Annotated in this window: 22 protein-coding genes and 1 pseudogene; 20 read left to right on the top strand and 3 right to left on the bottom strand. The window is 37.2% G+C overall.

The window, feature by feature from the left end:
• Positions 1 to 84: 84 nt before the first annotated feature.
• The 14 genes and pseudogenes from AC625_RS17000 (at position 85) to AC625_RS27870 (ending at position 13,308) form a co-directional block, all read left to right on the top strand.
• On the top strand, positions 85 to 1,470 hold the full coding sequence (locus tag AC625_RS17000) for a tryptophanase (RefSeq protein WP_082191149.1): 1,386 nt from the start codon (positions 85 to 87) through the stop codon (positions 1,468 to 1,470).
• Positions 1,471 to 1,515: 45 nt separating this feature from the next.
• The gene (locus AC625_RS16995) at positions 1,516 to 2,235 is read left to right on the top strand and encodes a ribulose-phosphate 3-epimerase (RefSeq protein ID WP_049682366.1); all 720 of its coding nucleotides are present in this window, start codon (positions 1,516 to 1,518) and stop codon (positions 2,233 to 2,235) included.
• Between the two features lie 18 nt (positions 2,236 to 2,253).
• Complete coding sequence (locus AC625_RS16990; RefSeq protein WP_049682365.1) at positions 2,254 to 3,414, top strand: iron-containing alcohol dehydrogenase; 1,161 nt, start codon at positions 2,254 to 2,256, stop codon at positions 3,412 to 3,414.
• 611 nt (positions 3,415 to 4,025) lie between these two features.
• The gene (locus AC625_RS16985) at positions 4,026 to 5,429 is read left to right on the top strand and encodes a Sapep family Mn(2+)-dependent dipeptidase (protein WP_049682364.1); all 1,404 of its coding nucleotides are present in this window, start codon (positions 4,026 to 4,028) and stop codon (positions 5,427 to 5,429) included.
• A 71-nt stretch (positions 5,430 to 5,500) separates the two neighbouring features.
• Complete coding sequence (locus AC625_RS16980; protein ID WP_049682363.1) at positions 5,501 to 7,144, top strand: PTS transporter subunit EIIC; 1,644 nt, start codon at positions 5,501 to 5,503, stop codon at positions 7,142 to 7,144.
• A gap of 534 nt (positions 7,145 to 7,678) precedes the next feature.
• Positions 7,679 to 7,888, top strand: coding sequence for a hypothetical protein (locus AC625_RS27880; protein ID WP_053178127.1), 210 nt, complete (start codon positions 7,679 to 7,681; stop codon positions 7,886 to 7,888).
• A 12-nt stretch (positions 7,889 to 7,900) separates the two neighbouring features.
• Positions 7,901 to 8,479 (top strand): annotated as a pseudogene (locus AC625_RS26040) (extracellular solute-binding protein); the annotation flags it as partial.
• A gap of 496 nt (positions 8,480 to 8,975) precedes the next feature.
• The gene (locus AC625_RS16970) at positions 8,976 to 9,467 is read left to right on the top strand and encodes a VanZ family protein (protein WP_049682362.1); all 492 of its coding nucleotides are present in this window, start codon (positions 8,976 to 8,978) and stop codon (positions 9,465 to 9,467) included.
• An 896-nt stretch (positions 9,468 to 10,363) separates the two neighbouring features.
• Entirely contained in the window at positions 10,364 to 10,897 is a 534-nt protein-coding gene (locus AC625_RS16960; protein WP_180320115.1) for an ECF transporter S component, read from the top strand.
• Between the two features lie 254 nt (positions 10,898 to 11,151).
• The gene (locus AC625_RS16955; RefSeq protein WP_049682359.1) at positions 11,152 to 11,574 is read left to right on the top strand and encodes an HIT family protein; all 423 of its coding nucleotides are present in this window, start codon (positions 11,152 to 11,154) and stop codon (positions 11,572 to 11,574) included.
• A 493-nt stretch (positions 11,575 to 12,067) separates the two neighbouring features.
• Positions 12,068 to 12,196, top strand: a complete 129-nt coding sequence (locus AC625_RS28640) for a transposase (RefSeq protein WP_425415457.1) — start codon at positions 12,068 to 12,070, stop codon at positions 12,194 to 12,196.
• A gap of 95 nt (positions 12,197 to 12,291) precedes the next feature.
• The gene (locus AC625_RS26920; protein WP_156187573.1) at positions 12,292 to 12,441 is read left to right on the top strand and encodes a hypothetical protein; all 150 of its coding nucleotides are present in this window, start codon (positions 12,292 to 12,294) and stop codon (positions 12,439 to 12,441) included.
• A 171-nt stretch (positions 12,442 to 12,612) separates the two neighbouring features.
• Positions 12,613 to 12,951, top strand: coding sequence for a cupredoxin domain-containing protein (locus tag AC625_RS27875; RefSeq protein WP_245645028.1), 339 nt, complete (start codon positions 12,613 to 12,615; stop codon positions 12,949 to 12,951).
• A gap of 27 nt (positions 12,952 to 12,978) precedes the next feature.
• Positions 12,979 to 13,308: a multicopper oxidase domain-containing protein gene (locus AC625_RS27870; protein ID WP_245645027.1), complete on the top strand. Its 330-nt coding sequence runs from the start codon at positions 12,979 to 12,981 to the stop codon at positions 13,306 to 13,308.
• 93 nt (positions 13,309 to 13,401) lie between these two features.
• On the opposite strand, the gene AC625_RS28395 is transcribed toward AC625_RS27870, so the two are convergent.
• The gene (locus AC625_RS28395) at positions 13,402 to 13,569 is read right to left on the bottom strand and encodes an amidoligase family protein (protein WP_342671015.1); all 168 of its coding nucleotides are present in this window, start codon (positions 13,567 to 13,569) and stop codon (positions 13,402 to 13,404) included.
• Positions 13,570 to 13,757: 188 nt separating this feature from the next.
• Here AC625_RS28395 and AC625_RS26915 point away from each other — a divergent pair, with 188 nt between their 5' ends.
• Entirely contained in the window at positions 13,758 to 13,895 is a 138-nt protein-coding gene (locus tag AC625_RS26915) for a hypothetical protein (RefSeq protein WP_156187572.1), read from the top strand.
• A gap of 333 nt (positions 13,896 to 14,228) precedes the next feature.
• Here the strand turns inward: AC625_RS26915 and AC625_RS26910 are convergent, their stop codons facing one another.
• The gene (locus AC625_RS26910) at positions 14,229 to 14,402 is read right to left on the bottom strand and encodes a hypothetical protein (protein WP_156187571.1); all 174 of its coding nucleotides are present in this window, start codon (positions 14,400 to 14,402) and stop codon (positions 14,229 to 14,231) included.
• A gap of 1,068 nt (positions 14,403 to 15,470) precedes the next feature.
• On the opposite strand from AC625_RS26910, the gene AC625_RS16945 reads away from it, so the two are divergent.
• A complete protein-coding gene (locus AC625_RS16945) occupies positions 15,471 to 15,803 on the top strand; it encodes a hypothetical protein (protein ID WP_049682358.1) in 333 nt (110 codons plus the stop codon).
• A gap of 156 nt (positions 15,804 to 15,959) precedes the next feature.
• Here the strand turns inward: AC625_RS16945 and AC625_RS16940 are convergent, their stop codons facing one another.
• Complete coding sequence (locus tag AC625_RS16940) at positions 15,960 to 16,145, bottom strand: hypothetical protein (RefSeq protein ID WP_049682357.1); 186 nt, start codon at positions 16,143 to 16,145, stop codon at positions 15,960 to 15,962.
• Between the two features lie 267 nt (positions 16,146 to 16,412).
• Here AC625_RS16940 and AC625_RS16935 point away from each other — a divergent pair, with 267 nt between their 5' ends.
• The 4 genes from AC625_RS16935 (at position 16,413) to AC625_RS26905 (ending at position 18,458) form a co-directional block, all read left to right on the top strand.
• Positions 16,413 to 17,105 (top strand): LXG domain-containing protein, encoded by a 693-nt coding sequence (locus AC625_RS16935; RefSeq protein ID WP_049682356.1) that lies wholly within the window; start codon positions 16,413 to 16,415, stop codon positions 17,103 to 17,105.
• An 11-nt stretch (positions 17,106 to 17,116) separates the two neighbouring features.
• Positions 17,117 to 17,491 carry a hypothetical protein gene (locus AC625_RS16930; protein ID WP_049682355.1) on the top strand — a complete coding sequence of 125 codons (375 nt, stop codon included), beginning with the start codon at positions 17,117 to 17,119 and terminating at the stop codon, positions 17,489 to 17,491.
• A gap of 118 nt (positions 17,492 to 17,609) precedes the next feature.
• Complete coding sequence (locus tag AC625_RS16925) at positions 17,610 to 18,032, top strand: DUF1801 domain-containing protein (RefSeq protein WP_049682354.1); 423 nt, start codon at positions 17,610 to 17,612, stop codon at positions 18,030 to 18,032.
• A gap of 315 nt (positions 18,033 to 18,347) precedes the next feature.
• Positions 18,348 to 18,458: a helix-turn-helix domain-containing protein gene (locus tag AC625_RS26905; protein ID WP_425415456.1), complete on the top strand. Its 111-nt coding sequence runs from the start codon at positions 18,348 to 18,350 to the stop codon at positions 18,456 to 18,458.
• Positions 18,459 to 18,552 lie beyond the last annotated feature (94 nt).

Raw genomic sequence — 18,552 nt, 5'->3', positions numbered from 1 at the left:
AATGTTGTTGTAAATATAAATATTTGTTGTTAAAATATTTACAAGGTGATAAAAAAATCACATTCCAGAAAGGATGATCTGTATATGCGTTTTATGACAGCTGAACCATTTCGAATCAAAATGGTAGAAAGACTGAAGAAAACCACAAAAGAAGAACGTCAAAAATGGCTGAAAGATGCTGGTTATAATGCTTTTAAAATCAAAGCGGAGAACGTGTATATCGATTGCATAACGGATAGTGGCACATCTGCAATGAGTAGCGAACAATGGTCTGCTTTAATGCTAGGTGATGAATCATATGCTGGTTCAAAAAGCTTTTATAAGTTGGAAGAATCTGTCCAAGATATTTTCGGCATGCCTTATGTCCAACCAACACATCAAGGTCGAGCAGCTGATTTTATCATGGCAAAATTATACGCAAAAGAAGGAAAATACGCGATTGGAAACATGCACTTTGATACATTTCGAGGAAATGCTGAAGTATTGGGAGCATTAGCTGTTGATTATGTGGTCGATAACGGAAAAGACACAGCAAGTCCATCTCACCCATTTAAAGGGAATATTGATCTAAGCAAAATGGAGAAGTTAATAGAAGAAAACGGATCAGATCAAATTTCAGTTGTGATTATTACAGTAACCTGTAATAACAATGGCGGGCAGCCAGTTTCCATGCAAAACATAAGAGAAGTGAGCAATTTAGCTAAATCGTATAACATACCAGTTGTAATTGATGCGGCTCGACTATCTGAAAACGCTTACTTTATTCAACAAAGGGAAGATGGATATCACAATAAATCCATTAAAGAAATTACCAGAGAAATGTTTTCTTATTGTGAAACAGCTACAATGAGTTCAAAAAAAGACGGATTGGTTAATATCGGCGGTCTGTTTGTCACAAGGAATGAAGATATTTTAAAACAAGCGCAGCAATTAGCCATTGTGCATGAAGGTTTTATCACATATGGTGGTTTAGCTGGACGTGATTTGGAAGCGCTTGCGGTGGGGTTGCAAGAAGGGGTTGACGAACAATACTTGGAGTATCGGATCAACCAGGCTAAATATTTAGGTGACCGATTGCTGGAACAGGGAATTCCTATTATTGAACCAACAGGAGGTCACGGTGTATATGTGGATGGAAGGAGATTTTTCCCTCATATTCCGCAGAATGAGTTCCCGTCTCAAAGACTTGTTGTTGCCCTGTATGAAGAAGCGGGAGTACGTGCAGTAGAAATCGGTGCTTGTGCATTTGGTTCTAAAGACCCGATTACAGGTGAAGACATTTTGCCAGACGTCGAAACGATGAGAATCGCACTTTCGAGAAGAGTATATACAAATAGTCATATGGATGTGATTGCGAATGCTCTTGGTGAAATATACAAAAATCGTAATCTATATAAAGGGATGAAGCTTGTCTATGAGGGACCCATTATTTCATTGCGACACTTCACAGCTGGATTTGAGCTTTTATAAAATAAGAGAAAACTGCTAGATACACAATTAGGAGGAATAATTATTATGAAAAAGTATATTAAAATTGCTGCTGGTTTAGCACATGTGGACTATGGGCATATCGCTGATATTGTGAAGGAAGCGTCCGATGCTGGTGCGGACTACATACACTCAGACGCCGCTGATATGTATGATTTAAGAAACATGCAACTAATGGGAGGACATCAGATCATTGAAGGGATTCGTCCGGTCACTGACAAGCCAATCGAATGCCATATCTACACACGTGAATGCGACCGTCTGTTTATTGAAAAAATAGCTGCAGCGGGTGCCAATATGTTAATCATCCCGGCAGAGCAATTCCTTGGTGCGCCACTCGCTTATATTATCAACTATTGCCGGGAATTTGGCATGAAAGTCGGATTAACGATTGGTTGTTACACGCCATTATCATTTGTTGAGGAAGCGGTTTATGACATTGATCGCCTGCATATTGTCGTTCATGGTGTTGATGAGACCGATGGAAAAGATAATTGGGGATGGAGAAGATCATCCATTGATTTGGTAAAACGAGCAAGAGCACTTATTAATGAGAAAAATCCTTCATGTGAATTAGCCGTTGATGGCGGCTTAAGAGCAGACAATTTATCAGAGATGATCGCTGCAGAACCGGATGTTGTTATCTTATCCTCGGGAATCTTTAAGTATCCAGAAGGTATTACTGCTGGAGTGAAGGCTTGTCGTGAAGCAATCGATTCTGCGAGTATCCAATACTTTGGTGAATAAATATAAGGGGGAGAGGGAATGAATTTTTCATTTTATTCACCTGCAAGGATTCATTTCGGTTGCGGTGTAAGGAAAGAAATTGGAGAGCGATCTAAATTTTTAGGAGAGAAGTGTTTGATCGTTCGAACACCTGTTAAGAATAACGATCGTGAGAAATATTTTCAAGATGTAATTGCTAGTTTAACGGATAATGGAATTCAGTATGTGATTTTTGATGGAGTAAAACCAAATCCAACAATAGATATTGTAGATCATGGGAAAATGGTAGCAATAAATGAACGAGTAGATTTTATTCTCGCATATGGTGGAGGTTCCGCCATGGACACCGCTAAAGCGATTGCTTTAATGGCTTTTAACAATGATTTCACCTGGGAATCTAGCTTTAGGGAATTCTCTGATCCCTTCCATGATCATGACCAATCGGTAAAAGCATTACCAATCGTAACGATCACAACAACATCGGGAACTGGATCTCAAGTCACACAGGCGGCTGTTGTAACGGATACTGAAAGGAAAGAAAAATTAACACTTTTTCATTCATGTCTTTTCCCGAGAGTGTCTATCGTTGACCCAGAATTAATGATAACCGTTCCGGAAAAATCAACGGCAACAACTGGGTTTGATGCCATGTGTCATGCGATCGAAAGCTATTTTAACCCGAGAGCAACAAAACTCACAGAAACGCTTTCGTTACAAGCGATTTCTATTATTGTAGAAGCTTTGCCCCTTGTAATGAAAGATTTAGAAAATGTGAGTTTAAGAGAAAAACTTGCATATGCCGACACATTGGCAGGCATTTGCTTATCGAATGCAGGAGCTGAAGCACCACACCCGATTGCAGAGACGATTAATGGCTACTTCCCAGATTTAGCACATGGGGAAACGTTATCTTTTGTGTATCCTAATTACTTGAAACATGTTAGTACAATCATACCCGAAAAGGTTGAAACATTACTTTCTATTTTAAAGGACTATAATCCATCTACAAAACAAAGCACATTAGCAGAAAAAGCATCTCTGACAATGGTGAATTTCTTACAAATGATTGGTCTTTCTGAGCGTTTTCCATACCAAGAAGATAAGGAAGCGCTCATTCGTGAAATGAAAGCAAAACTTTTTTTCAATCTGCCATTAACCAATTCGAAACTGATGCAAGAAATTCTTGAGGAAAGCTTATAAGTATAATGTAGAAATCAGGAATCCAAAGTATACGTAAAGAAGAAATTGACCGGGTTGCCTTTGAAGCGATCCGGTCAGACATGGAATCAATAGATGCAACCTTCTATTTGGTGTCATAGTAGGAGAGCTAGATGGGCCACTTGCATTTCGTGAAAGCACATCCAGTTATGAAGGCAATCGAAAATCTCTTCTTATTTGTAAGATCTTGGTTGTATAATTAACTGAAAATTCTGTGTTTAAAATAAGTAAGATAGTAAAAATAATGAGAGCGGGAGGTAAAGTAAATGAAATACCTCTTTGATTCAGCTAATTAGCATGAAATCGACCATTCACTAAAGTGGGGTATAGAAAATGTAACGACTAATCCATCACTCTATATAAAGGAAAATATAGATTCTTATGAATTGTTAAGACGAAATAGTGACAAAAATATTTTGTTACTAGCAGAAGTCACCTGTGAAGATTACGGTGATATGACTCGCCAAAGGGAAAAAATATTAGAGCTTAGATTCATAGAAGAAAGCTTTCATTATTTGTTAACACCCTTCAGGTACAAATCAATTTGAGGTTGATATGAAGCAGGTCAGGGATGTTAGGGAGGTGGTAAAGTCTTGAACAATCTCATCAAATTTTATTATGAAAAACTTCAATTATATGAAGAACAGCTAATGGAAGATTTAGCAGAATTAGTGTCAATCCGTTCTGTACGTGATGAAAAAACGATCACCGATCATGCGCCATTTGGAAGAACTATTCGTGATGCATTTGATCAAATGAAAAATTTTGCAGAGCGAGATTTGTTTTTACATGAGGATTTCGACGGATATGCCTGTCACATTGAGCATGGCAATGGTGAAGAAATTATCGGAATATTGGCTCATTTAGACATTGTTCCAGAGGGAGATAAAGAGGAGTGGACATTTGATCCTTTTACATTAACAGAATATGATGGCTATTTGTATGGAAGAGGTGTAAATGATGATAAGGCTCCTCTTTTAGCAGCCTATTATGCGATGAAAATTTTAAGAGACTTAAAAGTTCCGTTTAAAAGAAAAGTCCGTCTAATTGTAGGAGGAGCCGAAGAAACAACTTGGGAATGTATGGAGCATTATTTCCAGTATAATCGACAGCCTGTGATGGCTTTTTCCCCAGACGGAGATTTTCCAATTGTCAATGGCGAAAAAGGCGTCATCCAAGGTTCTTTCACCTTGAATAATGAACTTCCTTCGATAAATAATTCTCCTCACAAGTTACTCGAAATTCAGAGTGAGAAACAGAGAGGGTTTATTTGTGAAAAATGTATCGTGATATTTGAGAGTTCCGACCCTGAGTCTTTAAAGAATCTGCTTCTTGAAGCGGATAAAGTAATTATGTCTAATCAAAAAATCTGCGCATTTTATCAAGGAGAAAAAACGTTATCTCGCAATCCTCATAAAGGAAAGAGTGCATTCTTTAAATTCGCCAAAGATCTGGTCGGGATTAAGGAGGGGATTAGAAATGCGGAAGAATTTACTCGATTACTAGATTCCTATTTTAAAGAAGATGTCTACGGTGAAAAAATAGGATTATTCCATGAAGATCAAGAAATGGGCATTTCAACGATGGGAATCCCTTATGTTGTCTATGATGGCAGTCATTTTGAAATTGCCTTTGATTACCGGTTTCCAAAAGGACAGACATTAGATATGACAATTGAAACATTACAGGCGTTTAGCGATCAAAATCATTTAGACTTACTCATTCATAAAACATATGACTTACTTTATGTAGAACCGGATGCCAAGTTAATCAGGACATTGCAACAGGCATATACAACGGTCATCGGAGAAAACGCAGAATGCCTTACCAAAGGCGGAATATCGTATGCAAGGGCACTGGAAAATGGTGTTGCATTCGGGCCAACATTTACTGGTGATGATCCAAATACACACAAACCAAATGAACGCATTCGTATTGATACATTGTACAAAGCGATCATCATTTATTGCGAAACACTTCGATTATTGGCCTCTTAGATAAGAACAACATGAACCTTTTTTAGTCAAAGTTGATGTAGAAACGATCCTTAACAAGGGGTGTGGGATGAATGAAAGGTAAAATTCAAGTGTTTGCTGGGTCAATGATGATACCGGTAATCCTTCTAGTTGTTGCTGGGATATTTATTGGGGTTGGAGCTGCTTTTGCTAACCTAGATAATGTAAATGCCCTTCATTTAGGGTGGCTTATTCAAGAGGGGAATTTCGCTCATAGTTTCTTTAAAGTTATTAACGATTTAGGTTTTATGGTAATGAGATTTTTACCAGTATTTTTTGCAGTAGGTATTGCTTTTGGTTTGGCAAAGAAAGAAAAAGGATGGTCAGCATTAGGAGGAGTGGTTCTTTTTCTTGGGCTTAATACAGTGATTAATACTATGTTAACCATCAATAATTTAACACCTGACACAACTTCAATCGAAGCTTTAGTTGGAGCAGGTTACTCTGAACTTGATGCGAAAAATTACAATTCTCTATTTGGATATAATCTTAGTATTTTCAGCTACAATATGGGGATTTTTTCAGGGCTGATTGCCGGTGTTGTTGCAAGTATCATTCATAATCGTTATTGCGAGAAAGAATTACCCAATGCTCTTTCGTTCTTTTCAGGTCCTAGATTTGCCCAGATCCTCAATTTTATCGTAGTCATACCTATCGGGATCTTGCTTTATTATGTGTGGCCATATATCGGGCTCGGTCTTGCTGGACTTAGTAACTTTATTACAGCAAGTGGTCTCATTGGTACATTTGTATTTGGTGCACTAGATCGTGCATTACTACCAATCGGGATACACCATTTGATTGCTTTCCCTATTGAGTATACATCAGTAGGTGGGACGATGGCAGTCGATGGGACATTATTTGAAGGTGTTCGTAATATTATGCTTGCGCAGATGGGGTCATCAACTGAAACCGAATACATTGTCAGAAACTTTACAACAGGACGAATCTTATTTCACTTCGGTGGCTTACCTGGTGCTGCTCTTGCGATTTATTTAACAGCTAAGAAAGAAAACCGTAAAAAAGTAGCGAGCTTATTAATTCCAGCAGTTTCAACAGCTGTTTTGATTGGGGTTACAGAACCAATTGAATATACGTTCTTATTTGTTCAACCATTACTTTATTTCTTGATTCATGTGCCACTGTCTGGATTATCGTATGTGTTTACAGAGATGCTTCATGTATCCATTGTAGGTACTGCCGTTCGTGATGTGTTCCCGAACCTTTTGCAACCGGATAAAGTTCATGCACTTTCTTTACTATTTTTAATCCCAGCATATTTTGCTGCCTATTACTTCAGCTTCCGCTGGGCAATTTTGAAATTCAACATTAAAACTCCAGGTCGTGACGACGGTATGAGTGGTATCAAACTTTACTCGAAAAATGATTATCAATCACAGAAAGAATCCGCAGTCTCTGAGGAATTTGCTTTAGACAATACGTCGGCAAAGTCTGATCAAATTTCTGGTATCATTAAGGCGTTAGGTGGAAAAGACAACGTTGTCCACATTACCAATTGTGCAACAAGACTACGTGTTGAAGTCAAAGACGAAACAAAAGTTGATACAGATGAAAAATGGGTCAATGAACTTGATGCAAAAGGGGTCATAAGAAGCGGTAAATCCCTACAAATCATTTACGGAGCGCATGTGATTATCTTGGCGTCTCATGTGAAAGATGAGTTAGACATGGAGTGAATGTACTACCCATAATAAAATACCTTCGATAAATGTTCCCTTAGCACAAGTACATTTATCGGAGGTGTTTTTTTCGTTGGGAAATATGAATTTTCGGTACTTGTTACCACTTGGATTTTGTCGAAAGATTAATAGTGACAGCGAGTCATTGAGTGGCGGTTGTTCAATGAATGTAAGTGTAATGATTGAATATGGTTCAGTCCGATTTATGTTTTGAATCGTAAAGTTCGTTTCAGCGCGCAAATTTACTTTCTGGTTCCGATTGTCCCCTATAAGAACCGCCCCCTTGCTTCGAATAAAAATTAGAAAATTCAAATAATAATATTGACTTATATCAACTATACCAACTATATCAATTAAATTAAATGTATACCAAGTTTACTTAAACCAAGGAGAGCGAAGGTGATGGGGATTTGATTATTCCGGAATGCTTATCGTAAGAAGTGAATGTAGGGAGAGGAACTTTAATTCTTTTATAAATTGAAAGCGTTCGCTGGGATGGTTTTATTATATTAGAGATTGGGAGAGGTTTTCATGAAAATAAAGAAGTATAAAAAGATTGCTGCCTTTTCAGTTATTGTGACCAGTATTTTGTTTAGTTCCGCTTGTTCAAGTGAAAATGCTTCCTCAGATAGTACGAAGGAAGGGGAAAAAGAAGAAATTAGCATCACTTACCGTTCTGGTGGAGGAAGTAATAAAGGATTGACGGATTGGCTAAAGAAGGATGTCATTCCTGAATTTTAAAAAAATCATCCGGATGCGCAGATCAAGCTCTCCCCTCTTAATGTGTCAGAAGGGGACTATTTTGCAAAGGTTGCTTTGATGCTCAAATCCAAAAATACCGCTCCGGATCTTGTGACCGAGGATACGTTTATGGTTAATTCTGATGCAAGTGCAGGTTATTTAGAGCCATTGGACGAACAGGTAGAGAACTGGGATGACTGGGCTAATTTCACAGAGAATGTGAAAAAAGGTGTTAGTGCAGAGGATGGCAAGGTGTATGGGGTACCATATAATACGGACTCACGCGGGATATGGTATAACAAGGATTTATTTGCTAAAGCAGGTCTTCCTGTTCCATGGGAACCAAGAACTTGGGATGATATTTTGCATGCTGCCAGAACCATTAAAGAAAAATCTCCAGCTGGCGTGATTCCCCTTTGGATGAATTCCGGAAAAGCCACAGGGGTAGCAACGTCGATGCAAACATTTGAAATGCTGCTATATGGTACAAAAACGCCTCTATATGATATTGGGGAAAAAAGTGGATTGTCAAAAGAGAGGGTCTTGTTAATAGCTTCAAGTTTATTGATTCGGTGTATAATGAAGAAGTAGATTTTAGTCAGTGAAATGACATGGATGAATAGAGGCGTTTGTTCATTTGAAATCAACGAAAATATCAAACGAGGATTTTTTTCAACTTCTAAGAATTGCGTTTGAAAAGGACGAGAAGGACTCAAGCGTACCTGTAAATGAGAACTGTCGGCTAAGTTAGTGGACATAATGCAAAAGTCATAAAGTAAGATCAGAGTTGCTATGGCAATTATACTATGTGCTCTGCATTTTCTTGATTTCCGAACCGCCATACAGTAAGCCAGATGTAATTTCGTATTGAGCGGTCTTCTTAACGGTTTCATTGTAATCGGGAAAGGCAGCGTACTATTGCTTTTTTTGTCTTTCGTTTTTTGTTACTCCAGAGGGTTTACCAATTGAACTGTATGAAGCGTAAGGATATATATTTGAAAGTTGTTTCGTTCAAGACTATCATTAAAGCCAAAGGTATCTATTATATACGGTGGCCTAACACCTCTTTTTAGGAGGATTCATTTTAATGAATAAAAAACGCATCTTATTCGTCATTCTTCTACTTTGGGCTTCTATTATATTTTACTTCTCATCCCAACCATATGAAGAACAGAATCTCAAACCGGTTTTAGGGAAGTATCTAGAAGGTCATACGAATTTGGAGAATATGTTCTCTTGGATTGTCTTTAGTTATGCTGGGCATGAGGTAAGTGTTCAAAGTCAGGGACTTGCTGGGTTTCTTGAATTTTTCATTCGTAAAGCGGCTCATTTATCTGTATTTTTCGTATTTGGATTTTTGACTGTCGCTGTACTGCGGTATTTCTCTAAGCATCGTGTTTTTTCTTTTGGTGTACCACTAGCGTGTGTGTTTCTCTATGCATGCTTTGATGAGATCCATCAACATTTCACCGGAGGCCGGACTCCTTTATGGCAGGATGTCGTCATCGATACAGTTGGTGGTTTACTCGGGATATTAGTTTTTAAATGGATAGTGTGGAAAAAACGAAAGGCAAGGTAACACGATTGAAGCAAGGGGACAGTTCTCCTGCTTTTTTCCGTTCACGTACTTAGTGTTGCATGCCTGTCCAGAGTGGTTTTTGTGTGTTGAAATACAAAAGCTCTTGTTAAAGAGAATTAGAAAGTATTGAACTTTTCGGAAATTTTGATCCTGACTTTTTCGATATGAAAGAGGTAAATCGTAAATTAGCCAAATTGAGATGATGAATTTGGATTCCTTCCCCACTTGGAAGGGTAGTTTTTTTGCCTAAGATAAAACTAAGGCACAACTAGCTAATTTTCGCTAGCTGTGCCTTTTTGCGCGCAAAACTTCCGCCTGGCAAGTGCGCCCCGTATTTAGGAAGAATGGTATTCCTTGTATACTCATCCACTTGATAAAGTGTATCGACTATATTCAGCACGTCCAAAGCCTCAACAATTTGATTGATTTTGAAAAAAGACCTTAAAAAGGATACGGCTCTGCCTATCATTGGTTAAGGTCTTTTTTGTTACATCATTTATCCTATTTCAAATTATTCATTTCACTTTTATGATTTTTCTATAAACTGGCACCTAGGTTTTACGCTAAATTGACACTTTTAAACATATCAATCCTTTGCTAAGGTTATCAGTAAATAAACGGATTTAAGGGGATGGATGCTATCATTGGTAGCCGCTTGTACAAGTTTGGACTGAGCTTGCCGATCATGTCCTAATGCTCGATAGCGGTATCTATGGTGAAGGTATATATACTTAGAATATTTCGTCCTGATTTATAGAAGGAACCCGTTGTAGTAGTTGCTTATCATAAAGGTGCCCCTGTTGAAGACGTACGTGATTTAGATTTCAAAGGAAACGGCAACCTTAAGCTACTAATCCTTGATTCCGATAAAGAAAAGATAAGGAAGGTTTATGACTATGCAAAAAACAACAAGTTATTCAAACTCACGCACTTTCGATTTAATTCTAACATCCATGTTAATTGCACTGGTATTCGTTGCCACGGTTTTGTTAAATATCAAACTACCAATCACGGCAAATGGAGGTTTAGTTCATCTTGGAACAGCGATGCTCTTTATCGCATCCATCTTATTTGGACCTAAAAAAGGCGCCATCGCTGGTGCCGTTGGGATGGGGGTATTTGACTTAATCTCTGGGTGGACAATGTGGGCACCGTTCACCATTTTAACTCGCGGCTTGCAAGGATATATAGTTGGGAAAATCGCCTGGTCGAAAGGCCGCAATGGAAGTAGTTTTGGTTTCAATCTATTCGCTACTATCATCTCGGTTCCTTTTATGTTAGCTGGTTATTACCTTTGTGAAAGGGTTCTATTCAGTAGTTGGATTGTACCGGCGGCCTCTATTCCCGGAAACATCCTTCAAAATGTTGTAGGGATCTGTGTAGCCATTCCAGTTTGTGCTGTACTGAAAAAAATTCCACTTTTTAAATAATTATTAAAAAGATGCGCAATAACATAAATAGTTTCTGATAAACAATATTTTATATTACATGAAGAAGGGAGAACGTCTTGTATATCAAGCATTCACCTTCTTTTGTTTTTCATTAAACTTCAGATTTAATTTTGATACGGTTCACCCTAACGCATCTAAAAGCATGTTCATTCAAGTAAAAATATACAATAAAGAAATGATAGTGTTACAATCAAATAGTCTAAAATTTTCTAACAAGAGAGGAACTAAGGGGTATGGAACGTAATAAAGATTGTATGTATTGCATGGAGGATGAAGGTCGTGACAACTTAATGATTGAAATTTGTCAGTTGGATGTTTCTACTGTCTTTCTATTTAAAGAGCAGACGTATACTGGCAGATGTAATGTCGTGTATAAAGATCATGTAAAAGAACTTTTTCAACTTGATCAAGATGCATTGGCGGCATATATGAATGATGTAAAAAAAGTAGGAGAGGCTTTAGACAAGGCTTTCCAACCAAATAAGCTTAATTATGGGGCTTACGGTGATAAAATGCATCATCTGCATATGCATCTCGTCCCTAAATATGAAGATAAAGAAGAGTGGGGTTCCACCTTTGAAATGAACCCAGGTAAAACATACTTAAAAGAAGAAGAATATAAGGAAATGATCGCAAGTATTAAAAAATATCTCTAACAACAAATGTTGAAAAGAAATTTGTAAAACAAGAGGTGCACCAAATGGTGGTACCTCTTGTTTTTTTATTTACGTACAACTATCACCTGTTGTCCTCCGTTGCTATTGTAAAAATCACTGCAATGAACCCAGGTAAAACCTAGCAACCAAATATTTTACGAATGAAATTAGGATAGAATTCCAAGGAAAGTATGGTGTTTCAGTTGTTTAACTTATAAAAGCGTGGTCTACCTCCACCGTCTCTAGATGATATATGCTTTTAGCCTTGCTTTTGGTGTTCATACTTGTGATGAAGTGAAATGTATGGACGGTTGTAAAAAGAGTAGTCATGCAATCTATGACATAGAGTACTATTGTTATTTGGGTAACAAAATATCGAAATAAAATGTTGAAGGGAGCCATAGTGATACGAGTTAGGGAATTAGTAAGGTAAGGATGTGAAGCAAGAGGGATTACGATTCTGCAAGGAAGGGTTGGAAAAGAGCATATTCACTTGCTTCTTTCATGTCATCCTAGTTTGACACCGAGTAAAATTATGCAATATCTAAAGGGAAGGTCATCTAGCTCACTACAAGAAGACTTTCCTGAATTAAAGAAAAGATATTGGGGACAGCACTTATGAGCTAGAGAATATTTCTGTTGATTTAACGGCTGCTAAGGAAAGATTTATAGAATATTAATGAAAGAAAAAATAATGAACAATATCTAGATGATAGAGTGAAGAAAAGAAGATTAACAGATGAAGAGGCAAGGACAGAAGTCAAGAAGTTGCTTGGTGCTATTGAGATTGCACAAGAAAAGAGTTTGCCTAAGTTAAAAAGAAATCAAGCGATACGAAAAGTAAAAGTAATCGAAGGGCTGTTATAACGCCAAGCTTTTGGGGACACCATCCTTGTTAATGGCAAAGTATGGCCCTATTTAAAAGTGGACCCACGAAAATACCGATTCCGGCTGTTAAATGGATCTAATACCCGTTTTTATAAGATCAAGCTTAATTCAGGACAACTCATTTATCAAATCGGGACGGATAGCGGATTAATGGAATATCCAATAGGGATTAAAGAAATCATATTTGCTTCAGCAGAAAGAGCAGATATCATCATTGATTTTACCAAACTTGCGGGAAAGAACATTATCGTGACAAATGACGCCCCTGCTCCTTTTCCAGATGGGGATCCCGCAAATGCGGTAGGTATAGTGATGGAATTTAGAATCTCTCTTCCTCTTACAAGTATTGATACGAGTGTTATTCCGGCTTATATGGTGCCTCTTCCAAGAATAAATGAACAATTAGCTTCAAAGATACGATCCTTTACATTAAATAATAAGATGGATAAGTACGGTCGTGAATTCATGTTATTGGATAATAAACAGTAGGATGCCCCCATAACAGAAAATCCAAAATTGGTATCAACCGAAATATGGTATCTAATTGACTTAACTATCGATACACACTCCATTCACGTTCTCTTAATTGATTTCCAGGTGATAGACCGAAGACCTTTTGATGTCGATCAATATAATAAGGAAGGGGTCATCTATTATACTGACCCGGCAATTCCCCCCGAACCACAAGAACGAGGAGGAAAAGATACAGTAAGAGCTAATCCGAAACAGGTAACGCGAATCATCATGAATTTTGGTCCTTATACAGGCAGGTATGTATGGAATTATCATATCTTGGAACATGAGGATTATGAAATGATGAGGCCGTATATAGTCCGTGACATTTAGATCCATGCGCGTATATCATGTGAGGTCACTAAACTTTTTTTGTAGTACAAACAAAAAGGCACCCATCGTCAAGCGACGATGGGTTTTATCCTTTCATATTCCACCAATTGACCCACAACGATCTTCAATACTTGAACGATATATATTAATTCTCTTAACAAGTTTTTTCAAAGATTTTGCATCATGCTGGTCAGCACCGACATGGATATGAATGCTGCAAGATTCATTTACACCCGCGCCAGCTTCACGCAACGTCCGAATAATTTCTTGTTAAGAAACTTAGATATAGCAAGTTTGCCCCCTTAGAAAATTCCCAAAAACAAGACTCTCTATAATAATAAATTATTTCTATACAGACCGGACCCTTGTCCATTCATTATTTTCATATCAACATATTTTATAGTATGTGAGTGAAAAGGAGGGAATTTGAATGTGGGATAGAGGACGTTTTGATCGTTGTGATCGATTTGAACGATTCGATTGTTGTGATCGATTTGAACGATGCGATCGTTGTAATCGATTTGAGCGATGCGATCGTTGTGAGCGTAGAAGAAGATGTTTTTGGTGGTTTTAATTATGGTGCCTGACCCCTCTCCTTTAAAGCGTGAAAGTAATAAATAATGAAATGGCCATGCAGAGAGTTTTTGCTGCACGGTTTTTGTTATTTGTTATGTACTGCCATCCCTGACCCCCGATATTTGTTAGAAATAAATGATGCTATAGTCGCATAATCGTCAATTGATAAAAGAAGTAACGCCATCATCTTGTTTTGCGTAAATCTCATTTGAGGATCATTTTTGTGTAAGTTGGAACTACTAAAATCATCACACACACTTGATCGGACTTACTGATTCAACGAAAGAGGGGAAGACGCAATCCTATGAACGTTTTCCCCTTCCAACTTTTCGCTATTTTATTTATCAAACCCCTTTTTTCTTCACCTGCTTAATCTTAGCAATCTCCTGTAACATGTCCGCAAACCTAGCATTCTGTACTTCTTCCGATTCCGGTCCACAAATCGGACAACAGGAAATCATGATGGATGAAACGCTAATCGCACTGATAATGTGTGTACCATTACAAATTTGACACATGTTTTGCACCCGCCAAACTATAATTTATTTGCCTACGATCTCCTGTAATGACGACTGTAAAGTCCTGTCACATTTGATAAATTCTCGTACTGAGAGCATCGTCCACGATTTCATCTACGGGTAACTCGGGTGGAACGAGGAGTGGCTTTCGGTTCTTCTTTCGATAAGAAAAAGCACTTCATTTCTTTTATAAGCCCATTTACACAAAAAGTAGCATGCCAATAAAAATTTTTTTCAAGGACTCATATATGGAATAGAATTCTACTTTATGGCTACGATACTCTTTTTTTAATATCAAAAAATGGACAAGTCGATTCACAAGTTTAGGAGGGGGAATATGGGTTTCTTAAACGGACTATTAGGGAACGCATCGATAGTTCCATAAAGAAGAACACAGTTATTAGTGCCGAATGAAGAAAATGGCTGAGTATGATTGTAAAACAAGGAGTAACAGAAAAAAATCGAGTATCATATGATTCCAAACAAATTGATTTCTCATTTTAGCGTTGAAACAGTAGGCCGATGTGTATGTAAATGGATGAAGTGAGGGGGCTGACCGTTCGCTGAATTAGCTAACATTATTAGGGAGTGTAATTGTAGGTTTGGAGTTGGGTATGATTACGAGGAGAATCCAGACATTCAAGTTGACTCATACTACCTCCCAATCAGTCTTTCTCAAGGAGAGATTGTTGAGTATTTAGGGGAACCAAATGATGAAGGCATCAATGAAGTTGATTCTGGGTATTATCTCTATTATGACTTAGGAGAGTACGAGTTTTTTGTAGAGAGAACCGCTGATGAAGCTTCTGCTCCTTTTGATTCCATTTGACAGCTTATCAATTCGACATAGAGGATGCATGGAGAAGTGTTCGTAGCACTTTTCATCTTACTATATTCTCATGGTACATAAAATAATCTTTAGAATAAGGATTTTCTAGAAAGCAGGACCAGTCTACATCTTATTTCTCTTGTAAAATTTGTGTGATTTTTCTGTTGAAATAGAGGAAGTTGAGTCTCCTATACGAAATATATATAGTATGAATATTTTAACAAGGTGGTTTGTTTACTATGGGAAGTCAAACGTATGTCCAAAGTGGGGAAAAAGAGTTCGTTAATGGGGTAACTAGAGCTATAATGGAATGTGATGTATCTAACAATCATTACCTTTTGAATAATGCTGGAGTCCTTATGTATATTGTTTCCTCTAGAAACCAAAGGGTTGGACTTCAAGTTAATAGTAAAACAAAAGTTCTTTGTGTGTTCTCAAAAGGCCTTATTGAAGACTTTCATGATAAAGCAAGAGGTACTGATGATCTGGCTAAACAGTGGATTAAACGAGCAATTAGAGATGTAATTGATCATGGTAAAGATGTACCTAGAATCGTTTACCGTGTATTTTAGAGCAACCGAGATAGTTTGTTACATAGATTTGACGTGAAATGTCGCCACTCACAAAGGATCAGATCCCGCAAAACTAAATACAGGATGAGATAACATACTGATTTAGAGTGCGAGGTCTGATCCTTATGATTTAATCGATTGAATGCGCTTACATAACTATTTGTTAAATAAGGTCTTTACTCCTTGATATATTAAAGCCAATGAAAACACGATAACTGCTAAAACGCCGATGATTGTAGTGAATGGTTCCAAACTTGATAAAAATGTTCCGGCTAAGGACACTTTTATCAGTGAAAACCCAGCTAAAAGACTTGCTAAAAACACTAGGATCATTCTATCCATCATTTTAACCCCCTTTATTTAATAATATATGTGTATTTTGGGGGAATGAGTGGTTGTTTACCTATGTTGTACATAAAATGAATTTTATTTTTAAATGAGTAGCTTCTGTAATCTGAAAATGAGAATTTTAACGGGATCTTATAAAAAAATCCGACGAATAGCCTGAATGCATATATGTAATTCCTACTAATGTCATATATGACCAAATTTTACCTATCGATATAATAAAAGTATAAAATATACGACAGGTGGAGGATGTCCTTTATAATGAAAGTATTAGAAGTAGGTTCGCTGCATTCTGGCATTGATGAGATCCTTGATAAAATAGGTACCCAAAAAGAGCAGATGAACCAAATCAAGGAGGCTGTTACAAATCTCATTGCACTTGAGAATTCGCTTAAAGGAGCAGGCGGGAATGCCATCCGTGGATTAAACGAGGAATGTTATAAGCCGTTTTTATTGTTTTATGAAAACTTTCTTGTCGAATACGAACAAACCTTGAATACAATCAAAAGTTCATTAACGGGACTCAAACCATCGAACAATGGGTTCATTCGTCAGAGCTTTTTGGAACATGAGCTTAACAATGGTTTGAATCAGACGAAAAGCGTTACGATGGAACTGACCGATGAAGCAAATCGTGTGATGGAAAGTGTGTCAGATATCGTCAGTCTACCGCATCTACAGGACCAGTCCTTTCTGGAATCAGCAGAAGAAGCCAAAAAGGAAAAAGGCCGAACGATCGAACGGCTCCTAGAATTTGACCTTCAGCAAACGAAAAACCTGGATACAGTAGAGCAGGATATCGAATCGATGAACCAGTATATTACACATATCGCAAGTCTATTCCAAAGCGGAGACTTGCAGGTAGGAGAGTACAAAACCGGACAGCTTGTAGAAAACTTAGGCTGCTTTAATACAACTGGAATATTTAATATAGAATTGAAAGAAGAATCATAAGGGGCGATTCAATGAAGAAAATGATAGTGTTAGTTGTATCAGTTCTATTTATTGTCGTTTTCGTATTTAACAACAAACTTTTCTTTCCTCCACTTCCAATTGAAAATGTTAGCAAAAAAGAAGCGATTGAAAAGCTAAATGATTCAAATGAAGCAATCGTTAAATTATCAAGAGAAAATGGATATGAGTGGTATATCACATATAGTGATCAAAGCATAGCTGACGACAATATCAAGGAAATGCTAAGTCAAAATAGCTGGATGTTCAAGCAAAAGGACGGTAGCGGACTTTTCTTTGAAAAACAAGGAGAACATTTGATTGCCACGACGCAGATGTGGACTGGAGATTATGTCTTGGTTAAAATTCCTGTCACTCTTAATGATTAGTAAAACAAATAAAATAGACTTGTTCGCAAGTGTAGAGCTAAATTCACATAAAATTTACTATTGAAGATTTAGTATAGCCCACTAAACAGTATACTAAAGAAAAGGAGAGATTCTAACGATGTACGAACTAAAAACAAAAGAAACTGACAGTAATGTTATTGAGTTTATTGAAAATGTCGAAAGTCCTAAAAAACGTGAAGACGCATTTAAATTATTAGATATTTTTACAGAAACGACAGGTTATCAAGCGAAGATGTGGGGACCGAGTATTATTGGATTTGGTTCATATCATTATACATATGCATCCGGTCACGAAGGCGATGCACCACTAGTCGGCTTTTCACCTCGAAAAGCTAAAATCAGTTTGTATTTTGCAACGGGTGACACGAAACGAGAGGAATTGTTAAAGGACTTTGGTAAACATACTACAGGGAAAGCGTGTGTGTACATAAATAAAGTAGCAGATATTGATGCTGATGTATTAAAAGCGTTAATTAATCAATCTGTACGGTTTTTGAAAGAAACCTATCCAAATCAGTAAAGCGTCTAAAGAAAGCTCATGACTTAAATTTTTAATTAGTTTGAATCTAACTATTGTTAGAAGACACCAGGCCTACATTACGAAGCAGGATGTTGTCCATTTAATAGAATTTCTAGAAAACTAAAAGATCAATCAATAACTGTTTTTGTTATTAACTAAACGAGTTACGTTGATGGAGAGAGATGGCTAACGGCTTTGAATCGTTAGTCTATTTCAAGTTATTGTTTGAAATATCAGAATAATCACGATGCAATTAATGCATTAAATCACATATAAGATTCAATATCACACTTATGATTTGTAGGGGGTGCACATATGTCCGTTAAATCTGCAGAGCGGGTTCTTCGCGTATTTGAATTATTAAGCCGAAAGCCACATGGTTTAACGATTAAAGAAATAAGTGAAACATTATTTATGGTATGCTAAAATTTGTAATTTTTAAATAGTAAAAGTAGTATGTCCAATTAACTGAGGTCATATGGGGAAATCACTTTAATAAAAGTTCTATAAAAAATATTCT

It is taken from the genome of Peribacillus loiseleuriae (assembly GCF_001183985.1).
Lineage (GTDB): Bacteria > Bacillota > Bacilli > Bacillales > DSM-1321 > Peribacillus > Peribacillus loiseleuriae.
The sequence above is the reverse complement of the archived record's forward strand: the minus strand, read 5'-3'. Positions and strand labels throughout refer to the sequence as shown.